The organism is Hahella chejuensis KCTC 2396, from assembly GCF_000012985.1.
Classification (GTDB): domain Bacteria; phylum Pseudomonadota; class Gammaproteobacteria; order Pseudomonadales; family Oleiphilaceae; genus Hahella; species Hahella chejuensis.
In genome coordinates this window covers 7078922-7100415 of record NC_007645.1, presented here as the reverse complement: position 1 = coordinate 7100415, position 21494 = coordinate 7078922, and the positions used below count along the sequence as shown (strand labels likewise).

Sequence of the window (21494 nt, the reverse complement as noted above, 5' to 3'; positions counted from 1 at the left end):
ATAATTGGTATGGGGCGTCCGCGGAGCGCTCCAACCCATTTAGTTTCTTACCCCTTCGATCCAGGTTCCCTCGACTTCCAATTGGTCATTCAACAATACCAGATCGGCGCGATATCCCGGCGCGATACGGCCGTACTTGTCATCAATACCCAGGAATTGCGCAGGATACAGTGACGCCATACGTAGCGCTTCCTCCACATCCAGGCCAATGGCGCTGACGGAATTGCGCACCGCAGTGGCCATATCCAGGTCGGAGCCCGCCAATACGCCTTGCTCCGTCGCTAATCGACCGTTAAAGCGCACCAGTTTTTCGCCTAACAGTTCGAATTCCTCGCCCGGCATGCCGACGGAATGCATGGCGTCAGTGACCAGCATGATTTTACCGCGGGATTTGGCGCGAATCGCAATCCGCATGGTGGCGGGATGCACATGATGATTGTCCGCGATCAGTCCGCACCAGCTGTCGGCGTCGTCTAACGCAGCGCCGACGACGCCCGGATCGCGATTACGCAGGGGCGTCATGGCGTTGAACAGATGGGTAAAACCGGTGGCGCCTTCCGCCAGCGCCTGATGCACCTGTTCATAACTGGCGGCGGTATGTCCCAGACAGACATGGACGCCACGCTCCCGCAGCTTGCGCACAAAGCCTTCCGGCACCTTCTCCGGCGCCAGGGTGACAATGGTTTTACCTATATCCCCCAGGCTGCTGAGCAGTTGCAGGGCGTCAGCTTCCGGTTCTCGAATGATGGACTCTCTATGGACGCCTTTGCGGGCGACGTTCAGGTACGGCCCTTCCAGGTGAATGCCCAGTACTCCTGGCGCGCCTTCCCGCAAGGCCGCCTCCACCGCGCTGACCGCCGCTTCCATTTTGTCGCGGGTGTCGGTGATTAAGGTGGGCATGAAAGCAGTGGTGCCGTAGCGACGGTGCGCTGCGCCCATTTCGCGCAGAACCGCCGGGCTGGGGTTGTCGTTGAACAGTGCGCCGCCGCCGCCGTTGACCTGGACGTCGATATAGCCAGGCGCCAGCAGCATCCCATTGAGTGAAATGCGCGCGGCGCCGGCGGGAATTTGATGTTCGGGCGTGATGCTGTGAATGCGTCCGCCTTCGATGATTAACGCTTGTTGCGAGAGTAGGGACTCGCCGGTAAAAATCCGGCCATCAGTTAAGGCTGTTAACATTCGCTTATCTCAGACTTCTGTTTAATCAGTAGAATGGCTCCGTCCATTGCGTCCCCTTGTGGCGATGTCAGAAAGGGCTTGATGTCCTGTGGCAACCAGGGATCAATGACTTCGCTCAGGCCGCCCATGATGCAGACGGCTGGCGCGCCGAGGTTGATCAGGCCGCGAATCATCAACGCCGCTTCATCGGCGGTTTTCGCTAATAACTGCGTGGCGACGGGGTCATCCTGGCGGGCATGCTCGAATACCAATGGAACGAAAGCGGCGTAATCTCTGGGTTTAGCCTGATCCATCCAGGCCACGACATTTTCCTGGTTGTTGTCGAAGCGTTGCATGACCGCATCAGTGAGAGCCGAAGCTGGTTGCAGCCTTTCGAACGCCAGCAGAGAGTAACGAAGCGCATTCAAACCGAGCCAGGCTCCGCTGCCGCAGTCCGAGACCGGGAAACCCCAGCCGCCCAACAAATGAAACTCATGATCTATGGTGGCCACTGCGCAGGAGCCGGTGCCCATGATCAATATGCCGCCGTTACCGCCCTTGAAGGCGCCCAGACAGGCGGTATGGGCGTCGGTCAGCAAGGCCAGATCCGCGAACGGGTGAGGGTGGTTCAATACCAGTTCCCGCTCTTTTTTCTGTGCGACGCCAGCCAGGCCAAAACCAGCGTGAATACAGGGCAACGCGCTGTCGTCCAGATTCGCCGCGGCTAATGCCTGACGGGTGGCCAGCATAATGTTGGCGTAGGCGAAGTCAAGGCCCAGACGCGGATTGGCGCCACCCGCAAAACCTTCGCCAAGCACGCGGCCGTCAGCGTCGCAAAGACGCGCCCGACAGGAGGTGCCGCCGCCGTCGACGCCGAGGTACATAGGTTGCTGCGTCACAAATAGGCCCCCTGTACGCGTAACGTTTCGCTTTGCACCCAACGATAATAGTCGATCAACTCCAGTTTGGACGCGGCGTCCGTATCCACGATCACCAATGCGGAAGGGTGCATCTGCAAGGCGGAAGCGGGATGCATAGCGCTGATCGGTCCTTCCACCATTGCTTTGACGGCGTCCGCCTTGGCTGCGCCAGCGGCCAGTAGCATGATCTTGCGGGCGTCGAGAATCGTGCCAATGCCCATGGTGATGGCCAGATGCGGCTGTTCTTCGTCGGCGGAAAAGAAGCGACTGTTGTCCCGAATGGTTTCCTGGGTCAGGGTTTTGGCGCGGGTGCGGGAGCTCAGACTGGAAGTGGGCTCATTAAAACCGATATGACCATTACGGCCAAGCCCCAGTATCTGCAGATCAATGCCGCCGGCGCTATGGATTTTATCTTCATAGGCGCGGGACTCCGCAATGGGATCGCCCATGCCGTTGGGAATATGTGTGTTCTCAGGAAGAACGTCAATGTGATCGAATAACTGCTTCTGCATGAAGCTACGGTAGCTCTGCGGATGCTGCGGGGCAATACCAATGTACTCGTCCAGATTAAAGGTGCGTACCTGATGGAAGCTCACCTCTCCCTGCTGGCGCCGCTGAATCAAGTGTGCATACAATGCAATGGGCGTGCTGCCAGTGGCGAGACCCAGGACCGCAGCCGGTTTGTCCTGTAATAAACGAATGCACTGTTCTGCGCCCATACGGGCCACTGCTTCCGGGGAATCTGCGATGATGACGCGCATAAGATCTCCTGCTGACTCAACGCCCTCTGAGGCAAGCATCCAGGACGTTTGATCGAAACAATACCTTTTTAATACCATTAATATAATAAGCGCACATGCGGACGAATAACAGCCCCAAATTCAGATAAAGGCGCTGTTTTTGGACAAAGGTATTAAATTTCAGCGCCAGGAAGGCTTGATTACCGCTTTGCAATGGGTTTATATTGGTATTGTCAAATAAAAATACCAATTATTCTCCGGTATTGAGTACGAGCTGTTGAATCACTAACAACCTCTATGGGAGAAACAAGCGATGAGCTTTTTAACAATAAAGGGTGCGTTTCGCCATATGGCGAAAATCGGGGTCGGCGTATTCGCCCTGGCGACATTAACCGCGGAGGCCGGCGACAAGCTGGTCATCGAAAGCTGGCGCAACGACGACGCCAAAGTCTGGAACGATGTTATCATTCCCGCCTTCAACAAAAGTCACCCCGATATCAAAGTCACCTTTTCCCCGACACCTCCCGCAGATTACAACTCGGCTCTACAGGCTAAGCTTCAGGCGGGTACGGCTGGCGATCTGATCACCTGTCGTCCGTTTGACGTCTCTCTGGCGCTTTACCAGAAGGGCAATCTGGAGAAGTTGAACGATCTCGAAGGCATGAATAATTTCCCCGATGTGGCCAAAACCGCATGGTCCACCGATGACGGTAAAGATGTATTCTGCTTGCCGATGGCCTCGGTCATTCATGGCTATATCTATAACAAGGAAATCTTCAAAGAACTTGGCTTGTCCGTACCGAAAACGGAATCCGACTTCTTCAAAGTATTGGAAAAGATCAAGGATGAATCCCGTTACACACCGCTGGTCATGGGTACTGCGGACCAGTGGGAAGCCGCCACCATGGGCTTCCAGAATGTCGGCCCTAATTACTGGAAAGGAGAAGAAGGACCCAAGGCTCTGATCGACGGCAAAGAAAAGCTGACCGATCCTGAGTACGTGAAGGTGTGGGAACATCTGGCCAAGTGGAAACCTTTCCTTGGGCGCGGCTACCAGGCTCAGAAATATGCGGATTCGCAGAATCTGTTCACCCTGGGCCGCGGCGCGATTTACCCAGCCGGTTCCTGGGATATCACCACCTTCAATGAGCAGGCCGATTTCCAATTCGGCGCCTTTCCTCCGCCAACGCCCGATGGTCAGAAAACCTGCTACATCAGCGATCATACTGACATCGGCATTGGCCTGAATGCTGCGTCCGCCAACAAAAAGGAAGCCCGTATTTTCCTATCCTGGATGGCGGGTTCGGAGTTCGCAGAGCTGTATGCTAACCAGCTGCCAGGCTTCTTCCCGCTGGGTAATCACAAGATTTCTATCAAAGATCCAGTGGCGAGCGAATTCCTGAGCTGGCGCGGCCAGTGCGAACAGACTATTCGCAACTCCTACCAGATCCTGTCTCGTGGCACGCCCAACATGGAAAACCAGCTTTGGAACGTGACCGTGCAAGTGCTGAACGGCTCCATGGAGCCTAAAGCGGCGGCGGAAGAAGTCGAAAAAGGCCTGAAGACCTGGTATCAGCCGCACATGTAATCTTCCACCAGTGAAGATCCCGTCCCGGCGCTCCGACACAACGAGCGCCGGGCGCATAATAAACACAGCCGCAGACGCTTTATCGCCTGTGCAAAGGCAAACCGGGGCGGACTTCCGTCTCTAACCGGCTTGGTGTAGCTATGATGACTCACTCTGATATACGCAAACCTTTTCCCTGGCATATCCTGGTCTTTTTAGCGCCGGGACTGCTGATTTATCTGACCGTCAGCGTATACCCGTTGCTGGATACGCTAAGGCTGGGCTTTTTCAGTGAAGACAAAAGCGGCGCCACCTTTTTTGTCGGTATGCAGAACTACGCCAATCTCCTGTTCAGCGAGGTATGGTCGGAACCGTTCTGGAACGCTCTGAAGAACAATTTAATGTTCTTCGTTATCCACATGCTGCTGCAGAACCCAATCGGTCTGCTGCTGGCGCTGTTACTGAGCTCTCCGCGGCTGCGCCTGAGTGGAACCTACCGCACCTTGCTGTTCATGCCGACCATGCTGTCGGTGGTGATTGTCGGCTTCGTGTGGCAGTTATTGTTGAGCCCGCTGTGGGGCATTTCCGAAGACTTCATGTACAACATCGGGCTGGGCGACTATTTCGACGCTTGGCTGGGGAAAGAAGGCACGGCGTTAGTCACGCTGTCGCTGATTTCCGTTTGGCAGTTTGTCGGCATCCCCATGATGCTGATCTACGCCGCATTGCTGAATATTCCCGAAGACCTCAATGACGCCGGCGTGGTGGACGGCGCCAACAGTTGGCAGATCTTCTGGAATATCAAACTGCCGTTGCTGCTGCCTACCATCAGCATGGTGTCGATACTGACTTTCGTCGCTAACTTCAACGCCTTTGAATTGATCTACGCCGTGAAAGGCGCGCTGGCAGGCCCCAATTTTTCCTCGGACATCATGGGCACTCTGTTCTACCGCACCTTCTTCGGCTTCCAGCTGCAGCAGGGTAGCCCCACCATGGGCGCAGCGGTGGCGACGTTGATGTTTCTGATCATTCTTATCGGCGTGGCGATTTATCTGTTCTTCGTACAACGGCGCATCCAGCGCTTCCAACTGTAACGCGGAGGCGAACTATGTTAAACAAGATGGCGCTGGCGATGCCCCGGAGCGGTATGAATAAACTGACGTTAAAGCCGGATCTCGGTAAAAAGTTGATGGTGCACGCCGTATTGCTGACCTATACGGTGGTCGCGCTGTTTCCTATTCTGGTGATCCTGATCAACTCCTTTAAAACCCGTAAGGCGATTTTCAATGATCCTCTGGGGCTGCCGGATGCGAGCAGCTTCACATTGGTCGGTTTCGAGGAAGTGCTGGCGCGCTCCTCGTTCGACGTGTTCTTCTTCAACAGCCTGATTGTGACGGTGTTGTCGCTGTTCTTCGTATTGCTGTTCGGCGCCATGGCGGCCTGGGCGTTGACTGAATACCGTTTTCGCGGGGCGCTGTTCATTGCGGCGTTATTCGCCATGGGGATCATGATTCCCATTCGCCTGGGCACGGTGAGCATTCTGCAATTGATGGTGGACCTGGATCTGGTCAATACGCGCACGTCCCTGGTGCTGGTGTATATCGCCCAGGGGTTGCCGCTGGCGGTGTATATCTTGTCGGAGTTCATCCGCACCATTCCGAAAGAGCTGAAAGAAGCGGCTCGTTGCGACAACGTCAGCGAGTACAAGATCTTTTTCCAGATCGTGTTGCCGCTGATCCGTCCGGCGATGGCCACGGTGGCGGTGTTCACCATGATTCCTATCTGGAACGACCTGTGGTTCCCACTGATTCTGGCGCCGGGCGAAAGCACGCAGACCATTACCCTGGGCGTGCAGCAGTTCATTGGCCAGTTCGTGACGGACTGGAATGCGGTATTGTCCTCTCTCACGCTGGCGATTGCGCCGGTGCTGGTGCTGTATCTGGTTTTTTCCCGCCAATTGATTCGCGGCCTGACGGCGGGAGCGGTGAAATGAGCGGCGTAATCTATATTCGTGGCCTGCGTTCCGGCGCACCGGCGGGGCTATGTCGGACAAGAGGTGAATAATGGCTGACGTACAACTTAAACAGATCAAGAAGAGTTACGGCCAGGTCAATGTCCTGCACGGCATAGATCTGGACATCAAGCACGGCGAGTTTGTGGTGCTGGTGGGCGCGTCTGGATGCGGCAAGTCCACCTTGCTGCGTCTGATCGCCGGTTTAGAGGACATTAGCGGCGGCGAACTGCTGATCGACAACAAAGTGGTGAATCACCAGCCGCCCGCCAAGCGCGGCATCGCCATGGTGTTCCAGTCCTACGCTCTGTACCCGCACATGTCGGTGTTCAAGAACATGGCTTTTGGCCTGAAAATCTCCGGCAAGGACAAGAACTACGTGCGGGAAAAAGTGGAGCACGCCGCCAAGATCCTGCAGATCGATCATTTGCTGGAGCGTTTGCCGCGGGAGCTGTCCGGCGGACAGCGCCAACGGGTGGCGATAGGGCGCGCGATCGTGCGCGACCCCAATGTGTTTCTGTTCGACGAACCGCTCTCCAATCTGGACGCCGCGCTACGGGTGCAGACCCGGGTAGAGATCGGCAAGCTGCATAAAGACTTGGACGCAACCATCATCTACGTTACCCACGATCAGGTCGAGGCCATGACCCTTGGCGATAAGATCGTGGTGATGAACAAGGGCAGAGTTGAGCAATGCGGCTCGCCTCTGGAGCTGTATCGTCATCCTCGCACGCAGTTTGTCGCAGGTTTCATCGGCTCGCCAAAAATGAACTTCATGAAGGGCAAAGTCTCCGTAAAAGCGGAGGGCTCCATTCATGTGAAGCTGGCGGACGGCGTTGAAGTGGAAGCCCGGGTGGAAAGCGGCGACATTGCCGTTGGCGAGGAAGTGACGGTGGGCGTGAGGCCCGAACATTTGCAGGAAAGCCTTCACGGCGAAGGCCGGTTAAAAGGAAAAATTAACCTGGTCGAGCATTTGGGTGAAGTCAGTTATATATACATGACATTGACGGACGGATCTGAAGTTGTCGTGCGTGGCGACGGTGAAACGGAAGTGAAGGTGGGCGAGGAGATATACGCCGAGTATCAGCCGCAGAATGTTCATGTATTCAATGCGCAGGGACTGGCTTTCAAACGATTAACGGCAGCGGAAGCCGATGCGCCGGCGGCCGCCATGATTAGGCAGGCAGCCGGTGGAAATACCTGACTTTATTCAAGTTTCTGCTATGCTAGCGTCTTCTCGCAGCTCTAAAAGCAAATCTACTGCTAAGAACCTACGTCAAGACGCTATGAGCAAACCAGACAGTCTGATTACCAAAATCTTCGGAATCCCGGAGCAAATCTCGCGGCACTCCGCTCCTTTGTATCTGCAATTGCAGACCAAGATCCGTGAGGCGGTGGACGCCGGCGTATTGCGCGCCGGCGATGTGGTGCCCGCGGAGCGTGAAATCGCCGCCGCTATGAAAGTTTCCCGCGTCACAGTGAGACGCGCTATCGACGATCTGGTGGAAGAAGGCCTGCTGACCCAGCGTCAGGGCGCGGGCACGTTCGTGACCGAGCGTGTGGAGCAGCCGCTGAACTATCTCAAGAGCTTCTCTGAGATCATGCAGGAGCGCGGCAAAAAGCCGGGCTCCCGCTGGCTGGACCGCTCTGTCGGCGTGCCTCATGAGGACGAACGCGTGGCGCTGAAACTGGCGGTGGATAGTGAAGTGGTGCGTTTCCATCGTCTGCGTTTGGCGGATGATAAACCCATGGGGTTGGAAGTGGCGACGATTCCCCGGCAGTTTCTGGACAATCCGTTTGAAGTCACGGGTTCTTTATACGAAGCGCTGGCGGAAAAGGGGTTGCGTCCTGTTAAGGCGTTACAGCGTCTGCGCGCCATCTCCATTGACGAAACCCGCGCCAAACTGCTGGATATTCCGGTGGACAGCGCTGTGCTTTATATCGAACGCTTAGGCTTGTTGGAAGACGGCGTTCCCATTGAGTTCACGCGTTCTTACTTCCCTGGCGACGCTTATGATTTCGTCGCGGAGATTCGCAATGTGTCTCACTTTGCGCCAGTGGGATTTCATAAGTCGGATGGGGCTGAGGAAGAAGACGAAGGCTGAGCGCGGCGGCGGTCTTAAGTAAACCATTTATGAACAAAGGGGAGCTCGGCATAGTCGGCTCCCCTTGTTTTTTATGGAGTGAAATCAGTTCAACTGAAATCGGATCGGCACTGACATTTTCCAGTGGTTGCGGTCGAGCTCATCCGGAATGGGATGAAACTGCGCCAGGGTGACCAGCGCCTTGACGGCGGCCTCGTCCAGACGGGAAATGCCAGAGCTGTCGAGCAGGCGCACTTCCGCGATGTCGCCGCTTTTCATAATGGTGAACTCCACCGTGCTGGTGCCTTCCTGGCGACGGCGCTTGGCGCTCAGGGGATACCGTTTGTTCTTTTCCAAAGCCAATTGCAGCGCATTGATATAAGCCTGCTCAATACTGACGATCTGCGCTGAGCTTAACTGCGGCTGCTCCGCAATGGCTGGAGCCGTGGAGATATCCGTGTGTGGGTCAGGGGACGGTATGGGGTTTTCCGCCAGCTTTTTATTGGGTTCAGGGTCGACTTTGGCGACTTCCTCTTTCTTCGTCGGCTGCGGCTTTCTCACCTTTTCGACGATTTTTTTGGGTTCGGGCTGTTTCTTGACCGGCTTCTTGGGCTCTTTCGGCTTTTCTACTTTGGCGACTTCCGGTTTGGGCTCTGGAGGCGTCTCCACCGGCTTGGGCGTTTCCTGCACAACCTCCGGCTCAGGTTCTTCTATGACCGGCTGCTCGGCTTCCACCACCTCTTCCACTTCCGGTGCGGGTTCAGCTTCCGCTTGTTTCGCTTCAACCTGTTGCTCGACGATGCGCATTTGCGACAGAACCAGAGATACCGGCGCGGCGGCGATTGGGGCTGGCGCTGGCGTTGAGACGCCGGAAGTCAGCCAAGCCGCGAGCGATATATGCAGGCACAGGGCGACGGTGATTCCGATGATATGGCGTTTCATTGGTTACGACTGGCGAGTACGGAAAAATTAGTCAGTGAATATTTTTGCAGCAGATCAGCGACCGCTACGAAGCTTTTGAAGTCCGCCTGGCTGTCCACTTTGAGGGTAATCGGACTGGATTTCTCCAGGCTTTTCAGGCGGCTTTCCAACTGTTCCAGTGATGCGGCTTCATCCTGGTAATAGAACAGGTTTTCCTTGTCTATGACGATATTGACCGCATGCTCCGGCGCAGACTTGTTGGAGACGTTTTCCGCGCTTGGCAATTCAATGGGGATTTTTCCCTGCACCACAAAGGTGGCTGTGGTCAATACGATGGCCAGCAGCACCAGCATGATGTCAATAAACGGAATGACATTGATCTGATCGAACTTTTTCATCGCAGGCCTAGCTCCCCTGGCGGGTCTCTCTATCGGCGCGCCACAACGCCTGTGTGACTTCCACTTTGCGGGACAGCGCGTTGTAAATCATCAGGGTGGGAATCGCCACCAACAGGCCGAGGGCGGTCGCTTTCAGCGCCAGCGCCAGGCCGCTCATGATGGCGCCCACTTCCACATTGCCGCTTTGGCCGATCTGATAAAAGGTCAGCAGAATGCCGGCGACGGTGCCCAACAGGCCAACGTAAGGGGCGTTGGCGCCGATGCTGGAGATGGTGGTGAGGTGCTTGGTCAGATCGACGGTGAGCCGGTCAAAGTTCTGGTAGTCCGGTAGCGACAGCGCGCGCATGAACAGCCAGCGTTCGATGGACAGCCATACGACAACGAAGCTCATCAGGCCCAGGATGCTGAAAATGGTGAGATCAAGATATTCAGAAAGAAGTTCCACTACGCCTCCCTTTGCGTCCGGCGCTGAAACGCTGTTGCGATGGAGTGGATCGCCGGGCTGCAAGACTAATTTGGGGATCAATGACGAAAGACAATAATCATACACAAATGAAAATGATTATCAATAAGTAGCTGAGTCGACGGCATTGTAATAATGACCTTCTGGCGGGTCCAACCAGGGCCGACGCGGGAATGGAATTTATCGACTACTATTTAAGTAAATCATCAAGGCTTTATCTGGGGAATTATGGGCGCACCACCTCGTTTTCACCGCGATAGCCGTACGCCTCGTCGCCTTGCCGGGCTGGCGTTAGCGCTGCTGTTGTCCGCCACTTCCGCGTCCGCCGCCTCGATTGGAGTGTGCGATACGCTGAATGTAACCGGCAACCCCGAGTATCCGCCGTTCTTATGGCGGGATCGCGACAATCCTGAGCTGCTCATCGGAGTAGCGGTGCGGTTGCTGGAAATCGCGCTGGAACCAGAAAATATTAAAGTTGAATCGCGCTATGTCGGTCCCTGGTCACGGGCCCAGGTGGAGGCGCAATTGGGGCGGATAGATATGCTCACCGGCGCTTTCATTACTGAAGAGCGGCAGACTTATATGGACTACATCAAGCCGCCCATGATGGTCATGCCGAACGTTATCTTTGTAAAAAAAGGCAAAGCTTTTCCGATGAGCAGCTGGCTGGACTTGAAGAATCGCCATGGCGACACCCTGATCAACAACAGTTTTGGTCAGGAGTTCGACGAATTCGCTGAACGCCAATTGAATATTGAAGAAGTCCGTTCAATTGAGTTTGCGTTTGAGCGCTTGCTACTGGGGCGTACCGATTACGTAATTTATGAGTTGTATCAGGGGTACGCCATCGGTGAGGTCAGAGGCTTCAAAGGCGAGATTGAACACTTGCCCACGCCTATCAGCTCAGAGGGGCTTTATTACACCGTGTCGAAAAAATCCCCTTGCCATAATCAGGAGTTGATCGACTTCCTCAATAAACGGTTGCGTGAGCTGGTGGATAAAAAAGCGCCGGAAAGTCTGGTGGAACGTTATATGACGTTATGGCGTAAACAGGCCACAGCCCTCGACATATCAGAAGTTTCCTCCCTTAGAATGAAAAAAAGCCGCTTCTCAAAGTGAGAAGCGGCAAACTCCCAGGATATTGAAACGCTGAGGGCAGGTTTCAATTACTTGCGTGCGTCCTCCCAGGACTTGATCAGAGCGTCGTAGCTGACGGTCTCGCCTTGGGGTTTCTCATTAGCCAGTTTGGCTTTCGGAGAACCAGGCTGACTCAGCCAGTAGCTCGGGTCCTTCTTCTCGTTCAGCTTGGGACCGCACTCGCCCTGTACATTGGCGCGCTCGAGGCGCTGCAGTACACGGTCTTGTGCTTCCGCCAAACCGTCCAAGGCTTGCTGCGGAGTCTTCTCGCCATTGGCGGCCTCCGCGATAAACTGCCACCACAACTGCGCCAGCTTCGGATAGTCAGGCACGTTGGTGCCGGTAGGCGTCCACTGAGTACGGGCCGGGCTGCGGTAGAACTCAATCAGACCACCCAGTTTTGGCGCTACAGTCGTCATGTCTTCAGACAGAATGTCGGACTCGCGGATAGGAGTCAGACCCACCAGCGTTTTCTTCAGAGAAACGGTTTTGGCTACAGTGAACTGCGCATACAACCATGCCGCCAGACGACGGTCATCCGGAGTGGACTTCAGGAAAGTCCAGGAGCCGGTGTCCTGATAGCCCAGCTTCATGCCGTCTTCCCAGTAAGGTCCTCTGGGAGAGGGCGCCATCCGCCACTTCGGCGTGCCGTCCGCGTTGACTACCGGCAGACCAGGCTTGGTCATGTCCGCAGTAAATGCGGTGTACCAGAAGATCTGTTGTGCGACGTTGCCTTGCGCAGGAACCGGGCCGGCTTCAGAGAAAGTCATGCCCTGTGCTTCAGGCGGCGCGTACTTACGCAGCCAGTCCACGTATTTGGTGGTGGCGTATACCGCCGCCGGGCCGTTGGTGGCGCCGCCGCGCTCTACGCTGGAGCCCACTGGGCGACAACCGTCGACGCGAATACCCCATTCGTCAACGGGTACGCCGTTTGGCAGACCTTTATCGCCTGCGCCCGCCATGGAGAACCAGGCGTCAGTGAAACGCCAGCCCAGGGAGGGGTCTTTCTTGCCGTAATCCATGTGGCCGTAAACGCGCTGACCGTCGATGTTTTTGACCTTGTCGGTGAAGAACTCAGCGATGTCCTCGTAGGCCGACCAGTTCTTGGGAACCCCCAGCTCATAGCCATAGATTTCCTTGAACTTTTTCTTCAGGTCGTCGCGCTGGAACCAGTCATAGCGGAACCAGTAAAGGTTCGCGAACTGCTGGTCCGGCAGCTGATAGATCTTGCCGTCCGGCCCGGTGGTGAAGGACAGGCCGATGAAGTCCTGCAAGTCCAGTGTCGGCAGGGTCAGGTCTTTGCCGTCGCCTTCCATCATGTCGGAGATGGGAACAACTTTTCCGTAACGGAAGTGGGTGCCGATCAAGTCGGAATCGTTGATGTAACCATCATAGATGTTGCGGCCGGACTGCATCTGAGTCTGCAGCTTCTCGACCACGTCGCCTTCCTGAATCAGGTCGTGGTTAATCTTGATGCCGGTGATTTCATAAAAGGCTTTGGCGAGTACTTTGGATTCGTACTCATGGGTGGTGATGGTTTCGGAAGCCACGTTGATTTCCATACCACGGAAACGCTTCGCCGCCTCGGTGAACCACGCCATTTCTTTCATTTGTTCTTCTTTCGACAGCGTTGAAGCGGTGAATTCGCTCTCCACCCATTTCTTCGCTGCGTCACTATACTGGTCCGCCCAGCTCGCACTACTTGAGACCATCGCCACTGCCGCAGCTAAGCTGGCCAGCCGTAGCTTCATTGGTCCGGTGGGCAGTTTAACCTTATTATTTTTTTTCATGTCTACCTCTCTAATTGTTAGTTGGTTGGCTTCCATGCAAAATCCATCTGAATCCCTATGACGCAGGGGGCGGTTTACCCCCACCTCATTACAATTCCCATCCAAAGAAGGGAAATGATCGTTGCTATCCACACCGCCATGCTGGTGAAGCCCACAAAGGCCAGGTGGATATAGGCGCTGCCGAGCAAACCGATAAAGAGACGGTCGCCACGGGTGGTCAGAAGCGGCAGAAAACCTCTACGTTCAATACTTGGTGACTTCAGCTCCCAAACCGTCATCGCAATCAGAATGAGCACGATAGTGGTAAAGAAACTTGCCGTTGGTACAGTCCACGCCATCCAGTTCATACAAAACCCCCCTTACACACGACCCAGAGCAAAGCCTTTGGCGACATGGTTACGAACGAACCAGATCACCAATACGCCAGGAACAATAGTGAGAACGCCTGCGGCTGCGAGCACGCCCCAGTCGATGCCGGATGCGGAGACGGTCCGCGTCATGACGGCTGCGATGGGTTTGGCGTCCACGGATGTCAATGTCCGCGCCAGAAGCAGCTCCACCCATGAGAACATGAAGCAGAAGAATGCTGTGACGCCAATGCCGGAACGGATCATGGGGATGAAGATTTTGATGAAGAATTTCGGAAAACTGTACCCATCAATATAGGCGGTTTCGTCGATTTCGCGAGGCACGCCGCTCATGAAACCTTCCAGAATCCACACCGCCAGCGGCACGTTGAACAAACAGTGCGCCAATGCGACGGCGAGGTGGGTGTCGAAAAGGCCGACAGAAGAATACAGCTGGAAGAAAGGCAGCAGGAATACGGCGGGCGGCGCCATCCGGTTGGAAAGCAGCCAAAAGAACATGTGCTTGTCGCCGATGAACTTGTAGCGGCTGAAGGCGTACGCCGCCGGCAGCGCGATCAACAGGCTCATGATCATGTTCAGGGACACATAGGTAATGGAGTTTACGTATCCCATGTACCAGCTTGGATCAGTGAAGATTTTGACGTAGTTGTCAAAAGTGATGTCCTGTGGAAACAGGCTCAGACCACCCAGAATTTCCGCATTGGTCTTGAGAGACATATTGAGAAGCCAGTAGATCGGCAGCAGCACGAAGGCGATGTAGGCCACCAATCCGAATTTGCTGCGACTGAACATAGACATTACCCCTTTGCTTGCTTTGGCGGAGTCCTTTGCGCCCGTGTCGGCGGCCACATTGGCCGCCAGGTTTACGTTTTGTTGACTCATTTCCAACTCCTCATTAGCGGTCGTCGCGGCTGATGTGCATGATGGTGGTGTAGAACAACCAGCAAACCAGCAGGATGATGAGGAAGTAGATCAGGGAGAAGGCTGCTGCAGGTCCCAGGTCAAACTGCCCTACCGCCATCTTGGTCAATGACTGACTCAGGAAGGTGGTGGCGTTGCCGGGGCCGCCGCCGGTCAATACGAACGGCTCGGTGTAAATCATGAAGGAATCCATGAACCGCAACAGCACGCCGATAATCAGTACGTTGGTGAGCTTCGGCAACTGAATGAAGCGGAACACCGCCCAGCGCGAGGCGCGGTCGATGCGCGCCGCCTGATAATACACTTCGGGAATGGCGCGCAGACCGGAGTAGCACAGCAGCGCCACCAGCGGGGTCCAGTGCCAGACATCCATCAGCAATACCGTCAACCATGCGTCCACAGGGTCGCCGGCGTAGTTATAGTCGATACCCATGGCGTTAATGCCCCAGCCGAACAGACCGATATCGGCGCGACCGAAGATCTGCCAGATGGTGCCTACCACGTTCCAGGGAATCAACAGGGGCAGGGCGATCAGGATTAAGCTCAGAGAAGCGGCTTTGCCTTTAGTCGGCATCAGCAGCGCTACGCCCACGCCCAGTGGGATTTCAATCAACAGTACAGCGAAGGAAAACAGGAACTGACGCACCAGCGCGTCATGCAGACGAGCGTCGTTCATCATTTGTTTGAACCATTCGACGCCGACGAAATAAGCCGTGTTCTGGTCAAAAATATCCTGCACGGAATAGTTGACCACCGTCATCAAAGGAATGATGGCGGAGAAAGCTACAATCAGGAATACCGGTAATACCAGGAACCAGGCCTTATTGTTTTCTACCTTGTTCATTGATCGCCCTCCAGCAGGAATTCATCCACATAGACCTTGAGCCATTGATCCGGGAAGCTGATGAAAGCGACGCCTTGCGGCACTTTCTGGTCTTCCTGCAGGCGCGCTTTCATTTCCACGCCGCCGAGGTAGAAGGTCATGATTTTGTAGGTGCCCAGATCTTCCACAAACCTGACGTTGACCTGCATGGCCTCGTCGTTGGCTTCATCCCAGACGTGAACGAATTCGGGGCGGATGCCGAGCTTGATATTGCTGCTGCGGACCTGTTTCAGACGCTCCAGCAGCTTGGGCCGCAGGGGCAGCTCCACGCCGCCGAACGTGGCGCCGTGTTCCGTCAGCTCAACGCTGACCAGATTCATGCCCGGGCTCCCTATAAAAAAGCCGACAAAGGTGTGGTTTGGCGCTTCGAACAGGTCGCGGGGCGTGCCGAACTGCACGATCTGGCCTTCATACATCACCGCGATTTTGTCGGCGAATGTGGACGCCTCCAGCTGGTCGTGGGTGACGTAAACCATGGTGATATTGAACTGCTCATGGATCTGTTTCAGCTTGCGGCGCAGTTTCCACTTCAGATGCGGGTCAATAACCGTCAGCGGCTCGTCGAACAGGATGGCGGAAACATCGTCCCGCACCAGGCCGCGGCCCATGGAGACTTTCTGCTTTTCGTCCGCGGTCAACCCCTTGGCTTTTTTGTCCAGCAGCGGGGTCAGATCCAGAATGGAAGCAATTTCATGAACTTTGCTTTTGACTTTGTGTTCCGGCGTTTTCACGTTGCGCAGAGGAAACGCCAGGTTATCGAACACAGTCATGGTGTCGTAGATTACCGGAAACTGGAAAACCTGGGCGATGTTGCGGGCTTCCGGCGGCAGCGTATTCACGCGTTTGCCGTCGAACAGCACGTCTCCATCAGAAGGCGCCAGCAGTCCGGAAATGATGTTCAACAAGGTGCTCTTGCCGCAGCCGGATGGGCCTAGCAGGGCGAAAGCGCCTCCCTGTTCCCAGATGTGGTCCATCCTGCGGATGGCGTAGTCTTCATCGCTTTGGGGCGCTGGCGCATAGGAGTGCGCCAGCTGAGATAGTCTGATTTCTGCCATGGCTTAAACTCCAACGCGTCTTACCGGCGCTTGCACCAGATGTCCACTCATATCGAACGCATACAGTTTATGAGTAGGGAAATAGATATTGATGCTTTCATCCACGTCGTAGGCGTGTACGCCGGACAGGTGCATCACCAGACTCATATGATCGTTGCGAACGTGCAGGAAGGTCTCGGAACCGCTGATTTCCGCCAGATCGACGTTGACGGACAGCTCCAGATCGTCGTCATTCTGCGGCACCAGGCCGATGTGAGACGCCCGGACGCCGAATTTGTAGCGCCCTGGTTTCAGTGCGCGCAAATCCTGGTTCAGCGGAAAGTGTACGGTTTCGTCGAAGGTGACTTCTTCGTCGGTAACCAGGCCTTCCACCACGTTGATAGGCGGCTCGCTGAACATTTCGGCAGTGAGAATATCCTGCGGACGGTGGTAAACTTCTGCGGTCGGACCGTGTTGGAGAACACGCCCTTCATGAATAACCGTCGTCGTGCCGCCCAGAGCCAGGGCTTCGTTGGGCTCTGTCGTGGCGTAAATAGCGATGGTGTTGCGTTCTTTGAACAGCTCCCGTAACTCCTGACGCAGCTCTTCACGCAGCTTATAGTCCAGGTTCACCAAAGGTTCGTCGAACAGAACCATGGTGGCGTCCTTGACCAGTGCGCGGGCCATCGCCGTGCGTTGCTGCTGACCGCCGGAGAGCGCCAGAGGCAGCCGGTCCAGGTAGGGCTCAATGTGCAGCATCGACGCCGTCTCGCGCACCCGCTCCTTGATCTTGGCTTCGCTCATATTGGCGAGGCGTAAAGGAGACGCAATGTTTTCAAAGACGGTCAGGTTGGGATAGTTGATGAACTGCTGGTAGACCATGGAGATATTGCGATCTTTTACCGGCACGCCGGTAACGTCTACGCCGTTCATGAGGATTTTGCCGCTGCTGGGTTTATCCAACCCCGCCATCAAACGCATGAGGGTGGTTTTACCGGCGAGGGTGCGGCCTAGGAGTACGTTGAAGGAGCCGGGCTTCAATGTGAGGTTCACATCGTTAATCCAGGTCTCGCCGTCAACAATACGACTGACATTTCTAAGCTCAAGGGACATCTTGCTAATCCCACCTTTGTTCTTGTTTGAATATGTTCGTAAATGTTCTTTTGAACAATTTGTTTTTTTCGAGTAGGTATATATACAAACATCGGGCCAACTTTTTTGCAAATCGGTCGTTTGTCGCTGTTTGATAAAATTAGATATATATAACAATGCGTTGCACAGGCGAACGTCGCCACTGAGAAGAAAGGGTAACGCTTGAACAACAATTTTCCATTTCGAAAAGTGTTGACAACTGTTCACACTTAACAACAATGTTTGAACAGGTTGGCTGTTTTGTGAACAGTTGAACACTGTCCTGAACACCGATTTGAACACTCATGCGAGCTCACCATACAGAGAGACGAGGGTCCTATGGACTCAGATGAAAATAAAAAAGCATCGGTCTTCGCCGCTGAGGGAACGACGCGCAGTCATAAGGAATTGATCGAAGATTCCTGGCGCCGTTGCAAGGAGTACGGGCTGACTCATAACAGCGTTCCTCAATATGGCGTGCTGGGAAGAGGGGGCGTCTCAGCGCTGTTGGAAGAACATCAGTTGTTGGTGAACACCACACAGAAAGAGGTGTTGCCTTACTACGACCATATTCTGTCCAACTCCAACTGTTTAATTGTGCTGGCGGATCGTCGCGGCCATGTTTTGAACACCTGGGGCGAACAACGCTTCACGCCATTGGAGTGCGCCCATGGCCTGGTGGTGGGCAATCGCTGGACGGAAATGGGGGCGGGAACTAACGCCATAGGCACGGCGATAGCCACTGGCGCAGCCGTACAAGTGGGGCGGGACGAACATTTTCTGCGCGCCAATCGTTTTATGGTCGGCTCCGCCGCTCCGATATTCAACACACAGAAAGAAATGGTCGGCGTTCTGGATATTTCCTCTGACGCATACCTGCCTCAGGACCACACGCTGGGTATGGTCAAACTGATGACCCTGAGCGTGGAGAATCGATTGATCCACAATGCCTTCCAGCGTGAACACCTGTTGATCACTTTCAATACGAATATCGCGGCGCTGGAAAGCCCCTGGTCGGGATTGGTGGTGATCGATGTGGAAGGACGCATCATTTCCGCCAATCGTCGCGCGGAAGTCATGTTGGCGCATGATCTGGCGCTGGCCAATATCGAAGACATCTTCAATTGCAAGCTGAGGGAACTGCGGCATCATCCAGAGGGAATGCCGATGGAGGTTTCCGCGTTGGGCAAATACCGCATGCACCTGATGATCAAACGTCCCCCCCAGGCGGCGATTATCGCCCCGGATTACCGCAAGAAAGAAAAGCCTGCGCCGGTAATAGTGGAGGAAGAACTGCCGGATGACGTGATTCCCTTCCATGAACTGGAGCACGGCGACGAGCGGGTGGCGCGCATGGCGAAACAGGCCAACCGCATCATGGAGAAAGATATTCCTATTCTGATTCACGGCGAGACTGGCAGCGGCAAAGAGATTTTCGTTCGCTCACTGCACTACCACAGCTCTCGCAAGGCGTTTCCGCTGGTGGCGGTAAACTGCGCAGCTATTCCGGCGGAGTTGGTGGAATCAGAGTTGTTCGGCTACGAAAAAGGCGCATTCACCGGCGCCAGCAACAAGGGCTCCATTGGCCTGATCCGTAAAGCGCATCGAGGCACGTTGTTTCTGGACGAAATCGGTGAAATGCCCCTCAAAGTGCAAGCGCGCCTGTTGCGGGTGCTGCAGGAACGCTGCGTAACGCCATTGGGCTCTACGGAAACTTTCCCTGTGGATATCAAGTTGATTTCCGCCACCAACCGGGTGCTGAAAGAGGAAGTCAAACGGGGCGCGTTTCGCGAAGATCTGTACTATCGTATTTCCGGGCTTAATCTTGAGTTGCCGCCTTTACGGGAGCGCGCCGACAAAGCCAAACTGATTGAATACGTGCACGGCAGACTGACTCGCAGCGCAGGGGAAACCTACCATCCCTTGAGCCTGGACGTGCTCAATATGCTGGTGGATCATCCCTGGCCCGGCAATGTGCGCCAGTTAATAAGCATCCTTAGCGTGGCGCTGGCCATGGCTGATGGCGATCCTATAGAAGACTGGCACATTCCAGATGATTTTTATGATGATCTCAATGGGTTGGGCTTGGCGGAGCACAATGGCGATGGGTTGAGCGAGGGAATGGACTATGTCGACCATCACAACGACGGCCCCATACTGCGTAATCCGAAAGAGGAGCTGGAAGCGAAAATCGTAAGGTTATATAGAGAATACGGCGGCAACGTCAGCCAGACCGCCAAGGCGGCGGGCGTTAGTCGCAACACAGTGTATAAATATATCCGCTAGGCTTTGGCGCTCAGCGGATGATGAGGAGCTGCTGGCAAAAGCGTCAGCAGCTCCTGATGAAGGAATTATTTTTTGTGCGCGGCCTTGGCCATATTGCGCACGCCTTCCACGGAGTTGAGCCAGCCTTTGTAGAGCCTGTCCGCCACGGCTTCTTCCATGCTCGGCGGGAACGTCTTCTCGCATTGCCAGAGTTCCTGCACTTCTTCCAGTGACGAATAAACGCCAGCTTTCAGGCCCGCCAGAAATGCTGCGCCCAAAGCGGTCGTCTCGGTGACGAAGGGGCGATCCACGCGTACGTCCAAGATATCCGCGAGGAACTGCATGGCCCAATCATTGACGACCATGCCTCCATCTACGCGCAATGCAGCCAGGCTTTCCACGCCATCCGACTTCATGGCCTCCAGGAGATCGCGGGTCTGATAGGCGACGGACTGAAGTCCTGCGGTGACGATCTCGGCAATGCCGGTATCCCGGGTCAGGCCGACGATAGCGCCGCGGGCGTTGGGCTCCCAATAGGGCGCTCCCAAACCGGTAAAGGCGGGAACCAGATACACCGAGTGGTCAGGGCCGACTTGCTCCGCATGTCCCAAACTTTCTCCGGCGCTTTTCAACAGACTGATGCCATCGCGTAGCCATTGCATGGTGGCGCCGGCCATGAAAATGCTGCCTTCAATGGCGTAGGTGGGTTTGCCATTAAGCCGATAACCAACCGTAGTGAGCAACTTATTGTTGGACTCCAGAGGGGTATCGCCGGTGTTCATGATCATGAAACAACCGGTGCCGTAAGTGCTTTTGCACATGCCCGGCGTGAAGCACGCTTGTCCGAACAGGGCCGCCTGCTGGTCGCCAGCGACGCCAGTGATGGGGACTTCCGATCCCAGGAAGCGGTGCTCGGTCACGCCGAAATCGTCGGAACTGTCTTTCACAACCGGCAGCATACTGCTGGGCACGTTGAGCATATCCAACAGCTCTTCATCCCATTGCTGGCTGTGAATATTGAAAAGAAGCGTCCGGGAAGCATTGGTGGCGTCGGTGGCGTGTACAGCTCCCCCCGTCATCTTCCAGATAAGGAAACTGTCGACAGTGCCAAACAGAAGATCGCCGCGCTCGGCCTTTTCTCGCGCGCCGTCCACATTGTCGAGAATCCAGCGAATCTTGGTGCCGGAGAAATAAGGATCGAGCAACAGGCCGGTTTTTTCACGCACCATGGGCTCGCGGCCGTTTTCATACAGCTCGGCGCAGAAAGCGGAAGTGCGGCGGTCCTGCCAGACAATGGCGTTATAGATAGGTTCGCCGGTATGACGGTCCCACACCACGGTGGTTTCCCGCTGGTTGGTGATGCCGATGCAGGTGATGTCTCGGCCGGAGATGCCGGCCTCTTTCATAACGGCGCTACAAACGCGTTTGACGGTGTCCCATAAATCATGGGGATTGTGTTCAACCCAGCCATCATTGGGAAAATGCTGGGCGAACTCTTGTTGCACGCTGAATGCGGGCAGGCCTTCACGGGTAAACAGAATGGCGCGGCTGCTTGTCGTGCCTTGATCGATTGCTAATATATACTTGCTCACAGTCGTCGTTCTCATGTTTGGCCACGGCGACGCAAGCCAGTCTGGAAACTAACATCCGGCCGCCACGGTCTGCTTATTATTGTTCAATACCCTTTCGGTCGCTTGCGTTAC

20 protein-coding genes are annotated in these 21494 nt (G+C 55.2%); 7 read left to right on the top strand and 13 right to left on the bottom strand.

The window, feature by feature from the left end; genetic code table 11:
* Positions 1-39: 39 nt before the first annotated feature.
* The 3 genes from nagA to nagB are packed head-to-tail and all read right to left on the bottom strand — an operon-like array spanning position 40 to position 2839.
* On the bottom strand, positions 40-1179 hold the full coding sequence (gene nagA / locus HCH_RS31525) for an N-acetylglucosamine-6-phosphate deacetylase (RefSeq protein ID WP_011400651.1): 1140 nt from the start codon (positions 1177-1179) through the stop codon (positions 40-42).
* Positions 1173-2057: a BadF/BadG/BcrA/BcrD ATPase family protein gene (locus HCH_RS31520; protein ID WP_148212704.1), complete on the bottom strand. Its 885-nt coding sequence runs from the start codon at positions 2055-2057 to the stop codon at positions 1173-1175. Before HCH_RS31520 ends, nagA begins: the two co-directional genes overlap by 7 nt.
* The gene (gene nagB, locus HCH_RS31515) at positions 2054-2839 is read right to left on the bottom strand and encodes a glucosamine-6-phosphate deaminase (protein ID WP_011400649.1); all 786 of its coding nucleotides are present in this window, start codon (positions 2837-2839) and stop codon (positions 2054-2056) included. The genes HCH_RS31520 and nagB overlap by 4 nt, the downstream gene beginning before the upstream one ends.
* Positions 2840-3131: 292 nt before the next feature.
* On the opposite strand from nagB, the gene HCH_RS31505 reads away from it, so the two are divergent.
* From HCH_RS31505 to HCH_RS31485, 5 genes are all read left to right on the top strand, one after another.
* Entirely contained in the window at positions 3132-4406 is a 1275-nt protein-coding gene (locus tag HCH_RS31505; protein ID WP_011400647.1) for an ABC transporter substrate-binding protein, read from the top strand.
* A 140-nt stretch (positions 4407-4546) separates the two neighbouring features.
* Positions 4547-5479, top strand: coding sequence for a carbohydrate ABC transporter permease (locus HCH_RS31500; protein ID WP_011400646.1), 933 nt, complete (start codon positions 4547-4549; stop codon positions 5477-5479).
* 14 nt (positions 5480-5493) lie between these two features.
* Positions 5494-6378, top strand: a complete 885-nt coding sequence (locus HCH_RS31495) for a carbohydrate ABC transporter permease (protein ID WP_011400645.1) — start codon at positions 5494-5496, stop codon at positions 6376-6378.
* A gap of 70 nt (positions 6379-6448) precedes the next feature.
* Positions 6449-7600 carry an ABC transporter ATP-binding protein gene (locus HCH_RS31490; protein WP_011400644.1) on the top strand — a complete coding sequence of 384 codons (1152 nt, stop codon included), beginning with the start codon at positions 6449-6451 and terminating at the stop codon, positions 7598-7600.
* 82 nt (positions 7601-7682) lie between these two features.
* Entirely contained in the window at positions 7683-8501 is an 819-nt protein-coding gene (locus HCH_RS31485) for a GntR family transcriptional regulator (RefSeq protein ID WP_049781182.1), read from the top strand.
* A gap of 84 nt (positions 8502-8585) precedes the next feature.
* Here HCH_RS31485 and HCH_RS32890 read toward each other — a convergent pair whose 3' ends face one another.
* The 3 genes from HCH_RS32890 to exbB are packed head-to-tail and all read right to left on the bottom strand — an operon-like array spanning position 8586 to position 10244.
* A complete protein-coding gene (locus HCH_RS32890; protein WP_011400642.1) occupies positions 8586-9422 on the bottom strand; it encodes an energy transducer TonB in 837 nt (278 codons plus the stop codon).
* Positions 9419-9799: a TonB system transport protein ExbD gene (gene exbD, locus HCH_RS31475; RefSeq protein ID WP_011400641.1), complete on the bottom strand. Its 381-nt coding sequence runs from the start codon at positions 9797-9799 to the stop codon at positions 9419-9421. The genes HCH_RS32890 and exbD overlap by 4 nt, the downstream gene beginning before the upstream one ends.
* Positions 9800-9806: 7 nt before the next feature.
* The gene (exbB, locus tag HCH_RS31470; RefSeq protein WP_011400640.1) at positions 9807-10244 is read right to left on the bottom strand and encodes a TonB-system energizer ExbB; all 438 of its coding nucleotides are present in this window, start codon (positions 10242-10244) and stop codon (positions 9807-9809) included.
* 246 nt (positions 10245-10490) lie between these two features.
* Here exbB and HCH_RS31465 point away from each other — a divergent pair, with 246 nt between their 5' ends.
* Positions 10491-11381 (top strand): substrate-binding periplasmic protein, encoded by an 891-nt coding sequence (locus HCH_RS31465; RefSeq protein WP_011400639.1) that lies wholly within the window; start codon positions 10491-10493, stop codon positions 11379-11381.
* Between the two features lie 47 nt (positions 11382-11428).
* Here the strand turns inward: HCH_RS31465 and HCH_RS31460 are convergent, their stop codons facing one another.
* From HCH_RS31460 to HCH_RS31435, 6 genes are all read right to left on the bottom strand, one after another.
* Positions 11429-13189, bottom strand: a complete 1761-nt coding sequence (locus tag HCH_RS31460; protein ID WP_011400638.1) for an ABC transporter substrate-binding protein — start codon at positions 13187-13189, stop codon at positions 11429-11431.
* A 74-nt stretch (positions 13190-13263) separates the two neighbouring features.
* Positions 13264-13536, bottom strand: a complete 273-nt coding sequence (locus tag HCH_RS31455) for a DUF2160 domain-containing protein (RefSeq protein WP_041599056.1) — start codon at positions 13534-13536, stop codon at positions 13264-13266.
* Between the two features lie 12 nt (positions 13537-13548).
* Entirely contained in the window at positions 13549-14349 is an 801-nt protein-coding gene (locus tag HCH_RS31450) for a carbohydrate ABC transporter permease (protein WP_041600129.1), read from the bottom strand.
* Positions 14350-14452: 103 nt separating this feature from the next.
* Positions 14453-15322: a carbohydrate ABC transporter permease gene (locus tag HCH_RS31445; RefSeq protein WP_011400634.1), complete on the bottom strand. Its 870-nt coding sequence runs from the start codon at positions 15320-15322 to the stop codon at positions 14453-14455.
* Positions 15319-16416 (bottom strand): ABC transporter ATP-binding protein, encoded by a 1098-nt coding sequence (locus HCH_RS31440; RefSeq protein ID WP_011400633.1) that lies wholly within the window; start codon positions 16414-16416, stop codon positions 15319-15321. Before HCH_RS31440 ends, HCH_RS31445 begins: the two co-directional genes overlap by 4 nt.
* Positions 16417-16419: 3 nt before the next feature.
* The gene (locus HCH_RS31435) at positions 16420-17508 is read right to left on the bottom strand and encodes an ABC transporter ATP-binding protein (RefSeq protein ID WP_011400632.1); all 1089 of its coding nucleotides are present in this window, start codon (positions 17506-17508) and stop codon (positions 16420-16422) included.
* Positions 17509-17865: 357 nt separating this feature from the next.
* Between HCH_RS31435 and HCH_RS31430 the strand changes: the two genes are divergently transcribed.
* A complete protein-coding gene (locus HCH_RS31430) occupies positions 17866-19812 on the top strand; it encodes a sigma-54-dependent Fis family transcriptional regulator (protein ID WP_011400631.1) in 1947 nt (648 codons plus the stop codon).
* A gap of 65 nt (positions 19813-19877) precedes the next feature.
* Here the strand turns inward: HCH_RS31430 and glpK are convergent, their stop codons facing one another.
* Positions 19878-21383, bottom strand: coding sequence for a glycerol kinase GlpK (glpK, locus tag HCH_RS31425; protein WP_041599055.1), 1506 nt, complete (start codon positions 21381-21383; stop codon positions 19878-19880).
* Between the last annotated feature and the right edge of the window lie 111 nt (positions 21384-21494).

Excerpts from the sequence above, each read along its gene's own strand:
- HCH_RS31490 (WP_011400644.1), top strand. The coding sequence starts at position 6,449 with ATGGCTGACGTACAACTTAAACAGATCAAGAAGAGTTACGGCCAGGTC.
- HCH_RS31500 (WP_011400646.1), top strand. The coding sequence starts at position 4,547 with ATGATGACTCACTCTGATATACGCAAACCTTTTCCCTGGCATATCCTG.
- HCH_RS31455 (WP_041599056.1), bottom strand. The coding sequence starts at position 13,536 with ATGAACTGGATGGCGTGGACTGTACCAACGGCAAGTTTCTTTACCACT.
- HCH_RS31440 (WP_011400633.1), bottom strand. The coding sequence starts at position 16,416 with ATGGCAGAAATCAGACTATCTCAGCTGGCGCACTCCTATGCGCCAGCG.
- HCH_RS31495 (WP_011400645.1), top strand. The coding sequence starts at position 5,494 with ATGTTAAACAAGATGGCGCTGGCGATGCCCCGGAGCGGTATGAATAAA.
- HCH_RS31505 (WP_011400647.1), top strand. The coding sequence starts at position 3,132 with ATGAGCTTTTTAACAATAAAGGGTGCGTTTCGCCATATGGCGAAAATC.
- HCH_RS31430 (WP_011400631.1), top strand. The coding sequence starts at position 17,866 with ATGGACTCAGATGAAAATAAAAAAGCATCGGTCTTCGCCGCTGAGGGA.
- HCH_RS31445 (WP_011400634.1), bottom strand. The coding sequence starts at position 15,322 with ATGAACAAGGTAGAAAACAATAAGGCCTGGTTCCTGGTATTACCGGTA.
- HCH_RS31435 (WP_011400632.1), bottom strand. The coding sequence starts at position 17,508 with ATGTCCCTTGAGCTTAGAAATGTCAGTCGTATTGTTGACGGCGAGACC.
- HCH_RS31465 (WP_011400639.1), top strand. The coding sequence starts at position 10,491 with ATGGGCGCACCACCTCGTTTTCACCGCGATAGCCGTACGCCTCGTCGC.
- nagB (WP_011400649.1), bottom strand. The coding sequence starts at position 2,839 with ATGCGCGTCATCATCGCAGATTCCCCGGAAGCAGTGGCCCGTATGGGC.
- HCH_RS32890 (WP_011400642.1), bottom strand. The coding sequence starts at position 9,422 with ATGAAACGCCATATCATCGGAATCACCGTCGCCCTGTGCCTGCATATA.
- nagA (WP_011400651.1), bottom strand. The coding sequence starts at position 1,179 with ATGTTAACAGCCTTAACTGATGGCCGGATTTTTACCGGCGAGTCCCTA.
- HCH_RS31450 (WP_041600129.1), bottom strand. The coding sequence starts at position 14,349 with ATGTTCAGTCGCAGCAAATTCGGATTGGTGGCCTACATCGCCTTCGTG.
- HCH_RS31460 (WP_011400638.1), bottom strand. The coding sequence starts at position 13,189 with ATGAAAAAAAATAATAAGGTTAAACTGCCCACCGGACCAATGAAGCTA.
- exbD (WP_011400641.1), bottom strand. The coding sequence starts at position 9,799 with ATGAAAAAGTTCGATCAGATCAATGTCATTCCGTTTATTGACATCATG.
- HCH_RS31485 (WP_049781182.1), top strand. The coding sequence starts at position 7,683 with ATGAGCAAACCAGACAGTCTGATTACCAAAATCTTCGGAATCCCGGAG.